Origin of the sequence: Klebsiella sp., from assembly GCF_027492335.1 — a bacterium.
Classification (GTDB): domain Bacteria; phylum Pseudomonadota; class Gammaproteobacteria; order Enterobacterales; family Enterobacteriaceae; genus Klebsiella; species Klebsiella huaxiensis.
In genome coordinates, this window is sequence record NZ_JAPUEW010000005.1 from 113,365 (window position 1) to 121,345 (window position 7,981).

The following is a 7,981-nucleotide window of genomic DNA, read 5'->3' on the forward strand; positions in this document are numbered from 1 at the left end:
GACTAGTAGCTCCCCTTTCCCTCCGCCTGTTCGGCTACTGGTTTGAACATCGCCAGGCGCTTATCCAGTGCGCTGGTATAAAGGTTGGTATCGACGCCCACGGCAACAAAATTTGTCCCCCAGGCCAGCGCTTTATGCGCCATCTCCGGGTCGACGGCCAGGAATCCAGCGGCTTTTCCCGCCTCGCGAATACGCCGGATGCTCTGCTCAATGATCCGCTGTACCTCCGGGTGACCGGCGTTATCTGGATACCCCAGCGAGGCCGATAAATCCGCCGGGCCAATAAATACGCCGTCAATGCCTTCCACTTCGAGGATTGCATCCAGGTTATCAAGCGCCGTTTTGCTCTCTACCTGGATCAGCAAACACAGCTCATCGTTAGCCTGCGCCATATAGTTTTCCACCCGTCCCCAGCGCGCGGCACGAGCGACTCCGGCCCCGACTCCGCGCGTACCCACCGGCGGATAGCGGGTTGCCGAAACAATCTCCCTCGCCTGTTCGGCGGTATCGACCATCGGGATCAATAGCGTTCTGGCACCAATATCCAGCACCTGTTTAATCAGGCTACGATTGCCCTCTACGGGGCGAATCACCGGCTGGCTGGCGTAGGGGGCAATCGCCTGTAGCTGGTGGTAGAGATCCTGAATGGTATTTGGCGCATGTTCACCATCAATCAGCAGCCAGTCGTAACCCGAGGTGGCGGCGATCTCAGCCATGTAGGAGGAGGTCGAGCTCAGCCACAGGCCAATTTGCGTTTCTCCCTTCAATAATCCCGCTTTAAATGGGTTCGATAAAATTGTATTCATAGTTCTCCCTTAAATTAATGCTGTACGCTGCCAGCCTGCGGCACCGTGCGATTAACGCGCAGTGAAAAGATAATAACAACCCCAACAATCGCCACGCAGGCGAGCGTCAATAATCCGGCAGAATTGCTGGCAAAAATCGTTTCGGCCTGGACGCGAATAATCGGTGCCAGGAAACCACCAATCGCACCGAACAGGTTCACGAAGCCGATGCCTGCGGCCAACGCGGTGCCGGACAACAACTGCGTCGGCATGGTCCAGAAAACCGGCTGCACGGCAATCACGCCGACCGCCGCCACGCACAGCGCGATAATCGCCAGTACCGGTGACACCAATCCGGAGACTGCAATACCGATCGCCGCCGCCAACAGGGTGAACGCCGCAATATTGCGTCGCTCGCCGGTACGGTCGGAGTAACGCGGGATAAACCAGGTGCCAAACAATGCGGCAACCCACGGAATCGCCGTCACCACCGAGGCAAAGAATCCCACTTTGGTGCCCAGCAGAGCGGCGACCTGAGTCGGCAGAAAGAAAATCAGACCATACACCGCCACCTGAATCGTCAGGTAGATAATGGCGAGCTGCCAGACGCGCCCATTGCGCAGCGCATCGGACAGCCGCGACGTGACCTTTTTCTCCTCTTCGCTGGCAAGCTGGCTAATCAACGCCTGCTTTTCAGCGGCAGTCAGAAAACGTGCGCTTTGCGGCGTATCATCAAGCCAAAAGAAGGTAAAGAACCCGGCGCCAACCGCCAGCAGCCCTTCGATAACAAACATCCAGAACCAGCCTGGGTGCCCCATAAAACCGTGCATTTCCAGCAGCGCGCCGGAGAGCGGTGAGCCCAGCGTTAACGCCAACGGTGCGCCCATATAAAACAGCCCCATAATGCTGGCGCGGTTTTGCTGAGGGAACCATTGCGAAGTCAGATAGATCATGCCAGGGAAGAAGCCCGCCTCGGCAGCACCGAGTAACGTGCGCACCAGCAGAAATTTCGTTTCCGTATCCGCCCAGGCCATCGCCGCAGACAGAACGCCCCACAGCAGCGTGGTGCAGCCAATCCACTTTTTCGCACCGAATTTACGCATCAACAGGTTAGCGGGTACCCCCAGAAAGGCGTACACCACAAAGAAAATCCCCGCACCCAGCGCATAGGCTTCGTTGCTTAGCCCGGTATCCAACTGGTAGGTCTCTTTGGCAAAGCCAATATTCGAACGGTCAAGAAATGCGAGCACGTAAAGCGCCAGCATAAAGGGAATCAAACGGGCGCGGCTTTTCTTCACCACGCTCTCAAGCAAGGTGTTGCTCATCGTAATATCCTCAAAAATGGGCCGCACATTAGCGCTGTGCGGCACGGCGGGATCAGTGGCTATAAGGACGTTGCAGATTGCAGTCGCGGTTCAGTTCGACGCCAAAACCCGGTTTATCCAGCACGGATTTATGAATGCGTCCATTTTCCGGTACCGGTTCACCCAGCAGAATCGGGTCAAACTGCGGGCGCATCGTTGAGCAATCCGGGCTGGTCATCAGGAATTCGCTGAACGGCGTGTTGGTAAAGGTGATGACCGCATGGTGCGAATAGACCGATGACCCGTGTGGGACCACCAGTTGACCGCGCGCTTTAGCGATTGCGGCTATCTCCACCAGCGTAGTCAGGCCGCCGCACCAGCCCACATCAGGCTGCATAATATCGATGCCGGTTTCCGACAGCGTGCGGAACGATTGCAGCGTCCCGTGGTGCTCACCGCTGGTGACCATCATCCCGGCGGGCGCATTGCGTTTGAGTTCGCGATAGCCTTCGTACTGCTGCGGCGGCAGACACTCTTCAATCCACTTAAGGTTATGAGGCGCGCAGGCATGGGCCAACTTAGTGGCGTAATTAACGTCCTGGCTCATCCAGCAATCCAGCATCAGCCAGAAATCCGGACCGCATTTTTCGCGCATGTCAGCGACCATCGCGGCGTCTTTGCGGATCCCCGCGTCACCATCGTGCGGACCCCAGTGAGTTGGCATTTTGCCGCCGATAAAGCCCATCTTCTGCGCCAGGTCCGGACGGGCACCGGTGGCGTAAAACTGAATTTCATCGCGCACCGCACCGCCCAACAGTTTGTACACCGGCAGGCCAACCACTTTACCGAACAGATCCCACAGCGCGAGGTCGATACAGGAGATGGTGTTCATCACCAGGCCGCCGGAGCCGGAGTAGTACATGGTCGCGTTGAGCATCTGATCGTGGATCAATTTGATATCGCTGACGCATTTGCCTTCGATAAAGCGGTTCAGGTGCTTTTCAACGATAAAGCAGCCCATTTCGCCCGCCGTTGACACCGCAAACCCGGTCTGCCCATTCTCCGCTTCGACCTCGACAATCAGCGTACCCAACACGTTGATGCCAAAAGACTGGCGGGACTGCTCATACTGTTTGTATTTGCTCATTGGGGTCGCGATGTGGTCATCAATCCAGTGGTTCGCTCCCTGGTCGTGATAATCGCCGCCGCCAGCGCCTTTCTCTGCGGTAGCGCCGCCGATAAACCAGGCGCGGGCGTGTTTAATTTTCGGTAAGGTCATGATGTTCTCCTTGTTATGAAGCTTGTTGTTCGAAGGGGCTCTTCCACCCCAACAGACGGGAAATATCTTTGGCGCAGGCAATCGCCTTACCAGCGAGGTAATCACGATTGTCTTCATTGATTTGCAGGCGCGTCCCCACCACCGAGATAGCTGCGGTCAGCTCGTTATTGGCGTTAAATACCGGCGCGGCGACGCAGCGCACGTCGGGATAGTCTTCGCCGTTATCAAAGCTCCAGCCCCGAGCGCGAATACGCCCCAGTTCATCGCGAAGCTGCTGAGCATCAGTGATAGTGGTTGGCGTGGCTCGTTCCCACCGTAGTTCGCTGATAATTGACTCCTGAACTCGTTCGGGCTGCCAGGCCAGCAGGCATTTACCAATGCCGGAACGATAAAGCGACAGGCTCTTACCTTCGTGCGAACGTACGCTGATGGTGGCCGGGGATTCGACCTTCAAAATGTAGTAGGCGTTACCGTTATCGATGATGCCTAAGTGACAGAGCAGACCGCACTGATCCATCAGTTGCGTCAGGCGCGAACGCGCCAGTTCGCGCAGGTCCATTTTGCTCAGCGCATGTCCGGCCAGCTCAACCAGCTTGGTCCACAGGCAGTAATTGTCCTGATTATCCATGCTAAGAAAGCGCTGTTTTCTCAGCTCACCTAACAGCAGATAGGCAGTGCTTTTCGGAATACCCAGTTCGTCAATAATGGTCGCCGCGCTACAGGGGCCGATGCGGGCGATCAAATTGAGAATATCAATGGCGCGGGTCAGCGCCGGGACTTTGCTTGATTCCAACATACTGGACTCCAATCCTGAATACTGGAATCAATGTTACGGTTGTCGGGGAAGTAAATTGTGAGCAACTTCAAATGCCGGGGCGATTCCAGAAGAGTGGACATTCAGAGGTATAAAAATGGGAGATGACGCACAGAATATTTAAAACGAAGTACAGCAGATTGGACTAAATACAGCGCCGGGAGAAGATCCCGACGCCAGGGACGACTTAAACTGAAAGGGACTCGACGACGTTAATCCAGCCATGTTCACCGGCTATCGGCTCACCGTTCAGCCAACGACGCAGCATATTCAGGGCCATCATCGCGCAGACTTCCTGACGCACCTGCACGCTGTGACGATTGGTACTAAATTTCACCCGCAGCGCGTGAGTGCCTTCCGGCGTTGAGAGCGCAAAATTCAGGTGATCGCTCTCCTGACCGCTGACCGCCAGCGCCAGACCGGCAAAGTGTTTTTCGCGACGCTCCGCCGCCCAGCGCGCCGCCTGCGCTAACGTCTCTTCCTGTGCCGGAATCACTTCGCTCGCCAGCAGCGGTGCGTTAACGCGTGAAAGCTGTAGCGCCAGCAGGCCGCCGGTAAACTGTTCGCTTAGCGTCAGGCTCAGCTGGCGCTCTTGCAGGCGACGGGCAATCTGCGCCGGTAGACCTTCAGTGCCTTCAAAGATCACGCTTTCCCCGGCCACTTTCTGTACTTCCGGCCACAGCGCCAGCATCGCTTCGCGCTGCTCAGAAGGCCCGGTTAGCTTGAGTTCAATAATCGGCATTGAGGAGCGATAGCCCATCACCACGCCCGGCGGCAGTTGAAGGTGGTCAAGGCTCTGCGCCAGCTCGCTCTCCGAGCGACCAAAGGTGGTCAAACGCAGACACAGCGGTGGAGCCGGCAGCGGGAAACGTTCGCGCAAGCGCGGTAAGATTTCCTGCTCAATCATCACTTTGAATTCCGAAGGCACGCCAGGGGTGAAAAACATCAGGCAGCGATTGAGCTGCACGGCGAAACCGCAAGCGGTCCCGACCGGGTTATTGATCATCTCGGCGCTTTGCGGAATTTCCGCCTGTTTACGGTTGCTGGCGGCCATTGGCCTTCCGCGCTCGGCAAAAAAGCGCGTCATCATATCCAGCCACTCTTCGTGCAAAATCAACCCTTCGCCTTTGGCCGTTGCCGCAGCCAGCGCGCTGAGATCGTCGCTGGTTGGCCCCAGGCCGCCGTTAACGATCAGCACGTCGGCGTGCTCGCTACGCTCGCGTAAAATCGCCACCAGAGCGTCAAGATTGTCGCCCACGGTATTGCGACGCTTTAAGGGTAATCCTTGATTAAAAAAGAAATCCGCCAGCCACGCGGCATTAGTATCGACGATTTGCCCATGCAGCACTTCGTCGCCGGTGGACAGCATTTCCACGTTTAGCATTGTGAACTCCAGCCTGATAAGTCGGAATACTATAGCGCAAAGCGGCTGAGAGAATGACTGAAAATCAGGCGCGGCAGAATACCACGCCCGGAAGGAATCAGAAGCTGGCGTTGACACCGACGTAAGGGCCGTCCGCAACGGTGTTATCGCGGTTGCCTTCTTTACCTGCAAGGTTGAGGTAACGATAACCAGCTTCAATGCTCAGAGGACGCATAATGGTAAAGCGCGCGCCAGCATTGGCTTCCTGATAGCTGTCGATACCGCTGGAGAGTGAATCCGGGGAGTAATAATATTCGCCAAACAGACGGAAGCTGTCGCCGATTTTCCACTGCAGACCACCGCCAACCGCCGCCGCGTAGCCTTCATCACCAGCCTTCGGGTTGGTGTAAACGCCCTTGCCGCCGACGGTTGCGAGGAATGGCCCCAGAGGGATGTTCAGACCCAGTCCCAGGCCTGCCGCATCACCATCATCATCGTTGTGCAGCCAGTTGCCGGTCACTGCCAGACCTGTAGATTCCGTACCAAAACCAACACCAAGATTGGTGTAGTGCTCACCGGCCTGCCCGCTGACGCTGATCGCATTTGCCGCCGTCGAGACGAACATCATGCCAGCGAGGGCCAAAAATATGCTTTTTTTCATTTTTACTCTATCCAGAAAACAAGAATTTAAAAGTCCCGAAAAACCGCGAAATTGTACTGCTGAATGCTAAGGAATCAATGCGCTAAAGTGACCTTTACCATTGTGATTGTAACCAGTTGCTACCGAATATTTGCCAACAGTCGCGGATATCAAATCGATAGCCAGAGCCAGATTGCCCGCACTGACTATTTATTCTACAAATAGCGCTCAGCTTATTTCGTCCCTTCAGGGAAATGAATAAGTTACATAAAACTTTGTCAGGAGATAAAGATGAGCAAGAAAGGATTAACGACGGGATCCGGCGCGCCGGTTGTCGATAACAATAATGTCGCCACCGCGGGCCCACGCGGCCCCATGCTGCTGCAGGATGTCTGGTTTCTTGAAAAACTGGCCCACTTTGACCGGGAAGTTATCCCGGAACGCCGTATGCACGCAAAAGGTTCCGGCGCTTACGGCAAACTGACCGTCACCCACGATATCACTCGCTATACGCGCGCAAAACTGTTCGCCGAAATAGGCAAAACCACCGACCTGTTTCTGCGCTTCTCGACCGTCGCCGGAGAGCGCGGCGCCGCTGACGCCGAGCGTGATATTCGCGGCTTTTCCATTAAGTTCTATACCGAAGAGGGTAACTGGGATCTGGTGGGCAACAACACGCCGATTTTCTACCTTCGCGACCCGCTAAAATTCCCGGATCTCAATCACGTCGTGAAGCGCGATCCGCGCACTAATCTTCGTAACCCTACCTGGAAATGGGACTTTTTCTCCCTGCTACCGGAAACGCTGCATCAGTTAACGATTGATTTCAGCGACCGTGGCATCCCGCGTTCTTATCGTCATATGCACGGCTTCGGTAGCCACGCGTTCAGCTTTATCAATGCCGACAACGAGCGTTTTTGGGTGAAGTTCCACTTTAAATCCCAGCAGGGGATCGCCAACCTGATGGATGATGAGGCCAAACGCCTGGTGGCTGAAGACCGCGAAAGCTCTCAGCGCGATCTCTATGAGTCAATTGAAAAAGGCGATTTTCCGCGCTGGACCTTCTACGTGCAGATAATGCCGGAAGCGGAGGCCAGTCAGGTCCCTTATAACCCATTTGACCTGACCAAAATCTGGCCTCATAGCGATTATCCGCTACTTGAAGTTGGGGTGCTGGAGCTAAATCGCAACCCGGACAACTACTTCGCAGAAGTTGAGCAGGTCGCCATGAACCCGGCAAACGTGGTGCCCGGGGTAAGTTTCTCTCCGGACCGTATGCTGCAAGGACGACTGTTCTCCTATGGCGACACTCAGCGTTATCGTTTAGGGGTTAATCATCATCAGATCCCAGTAAACGCTCCGCGCTGCCCGTTCCATAACTATCACCGCGACGGTGCAATGCGCGTAGATGGCAACAGCGGCAACGGCGCGACCTACGAGCCCAACAGCTTTGGCGTCTTTCAGGAGCAGCCGGACTTTAGCGAGCCGCCGTTAAGTCTTGAAGGCGCAACCGCACACTGGGATCATCGGGAAGATGGCGACTACTTTAGCCAGCCGCGCAAGCTGTTTGAGCTATTAAGCGAAGATGAGCATCAGCGTATGTTTCAGCGGATAGCCGGTGATATGCGGGATATCCCCGAATTTATTCAGCAACGACAGATTGGACTTTTCAGCGAAGTTCATCCCGACTACGGCGCAGGCGTTGCCGCAGCCCTGAAAGCGTTAAAAGAGGCTAAATAAACCTTCGCGGCAGCTGCTAAGGCTGCCGTTTTCTCTGGCATGAATCTGGTATGAAG

The 7,981-nt window shown here is 55.5% G+C and carries 7 protein-coding genes; 1 reads left to right on the top strand and 6 read right to left on the bottom strand.

The genetic code is table 11. The annotated features are described in order from the left end of the window. Positions 1-2 precede the first annotated feature (2 nt). The 6 genes from yfaU to QVF11_RS01385 all read right to left on the bottom strand — a co-directional run bounded on the left by yfaU (position 3) and on the right by QVF11_RS01385 (position 6,206). On the bottom strand, positions 3-806 hold the full coding sequence (yfaU, locus tag QVF11_RS01360; RefSeq protein WP_287854961.1) for a 2-keto-3-deoxy-L-rhamnonate aldolase: 804 nt from the start codon (positions 804-806) through the stop codon (positions 3-5). Positions 807-820: 14 nt separating this feature from the next. After that, positions 821-2,110 carry an MFS transporter gene (locus QVF11_RS01365; RefSeq protein ID WP_112213022.1) on the bottom strand — a complete coding sequence of 430 codons (1,290 nt, stop codon included), beginning with the start codon at positions 2,108-2,110 and terminating at the stop codon, positions 821-823. A 52-nt stretch (positions 2,111-2,162) separates the two neighbouring features. Further along, positions 2,163-3,368 (bottom strand): L-rhamnonate dehydratase, encoded by a 1,206-nt coding sequence (rhmD, locus tag QVF11_RS01370; RefSeq protein ID WP_287854963.1) that lies wholly within the window; start codon positions 3,366-3,368, stop codon positions 2,163-2,165. Between the two features lie 13 nt (positions 3,369-3,381). Then, on the bottom strand, positions 3,382-4,164 hold the full coding sequence (locus QVF11_RS01375; RefSeq protein ID WP_110272313.1) for an IclR family transcriptional regulator: 783 nt from the start codon (positions 4,162-4,164) through the stop codon (positions 3,382-3,384). Between the two features lie 205 nt (positions 4,165-4,369). After that, on the bottom strand, positions 4,370-5,566 hold the full coding sequence (locus QVF11_RS01380; RefSeq protein WP_112213020.1) for a nicotinamide mononucleotide deamidase-related protein YfaY: 1,197 nt from the start codon (positions 5,564-5,566) through the stop codon (positions 4,370-4,372). A gap of 97 nt (positions 5,567-5,663) precedes the next feature. Beyond that, entirely contained in the window at positions 5,664-6,206 is a 543-nt protein-coding gene (locus tag QVF11_RS01385) for a YfaZ family outer membrane protein (RefSeq protein WP_112213019.1), read from the bottom strand. Between the two features lie 270 nt (positions 6,207-6,476). Here QVF11_RS01385 and QVF11_RS01390 point away from each other — a divergent pair, with 270 nt between their 5' ends. Further along, positions 6,477-7,925 carry a catalase gene (locus tag QVF11_RS01390; RefSeq protein WP_287854966.1) on the top strand — a complete coding sequence of 483 codons (1,449 nt, stop codon included), beginning with the start codon at positions 6,477-6,479 and terminating at the stop codon, positions 7,923-7,925. Positions 7,926-7,981: the final 56 nt, after the last annotated feature.

Bases quoted from the DNA above. Each gene is read 5' to 3' on its own strand.
- yfaU (WP_287854961.1), bottom strand. From the start codon at position 806: ATGAATACAATTTTATCGAACCCATTTAAAGCGGGATTATTGAAGGGA.
- QVF11_RS01365 (WP_112213022.1), bottom strand. From the start codon at position 2,110: ATGAGCAACACCTTGCTTGAGAGCGTGGTGAAGAAAAGCCGCGCCCGT.
- rhmD (WP_287854963.1), bottom strand. From the start codon at position 3,368: ATGACCTTACCGAAAATTAAACACGCCCGCGCCTGGTTTATCGGCGGC.
- QVF11_RS01375 (WP_110272313.1), bottom strand. From the start codon at position 4,164: ATGTTGGAATCAAGCAAAGTCCCGGCGCTGACCCGCGCCATTGATATT.
- QVF11_RS01380 (WP_112213020.1), bottom strand. From the start codon at position 5,566: ATGCTAAACGTGGAAATGCTGTCCACCGGCGACGAAGTGCTGCATGGG.
- QVF11_RS01385 (WP_112213019.1), bottom strand. From the start codon at position 6,206: ATGAAAAAAAGCATATTTTTGGCCCTCGCTGGCATGATGTTCGTCTCG.
- QVF11_RS01390 (WP_287854966.1), top strand. From the start codon at position 6,477: ATGAGCAAGAAAGGATTAACGACGGGATCCGGCGCGCCGGTTGTCGAT.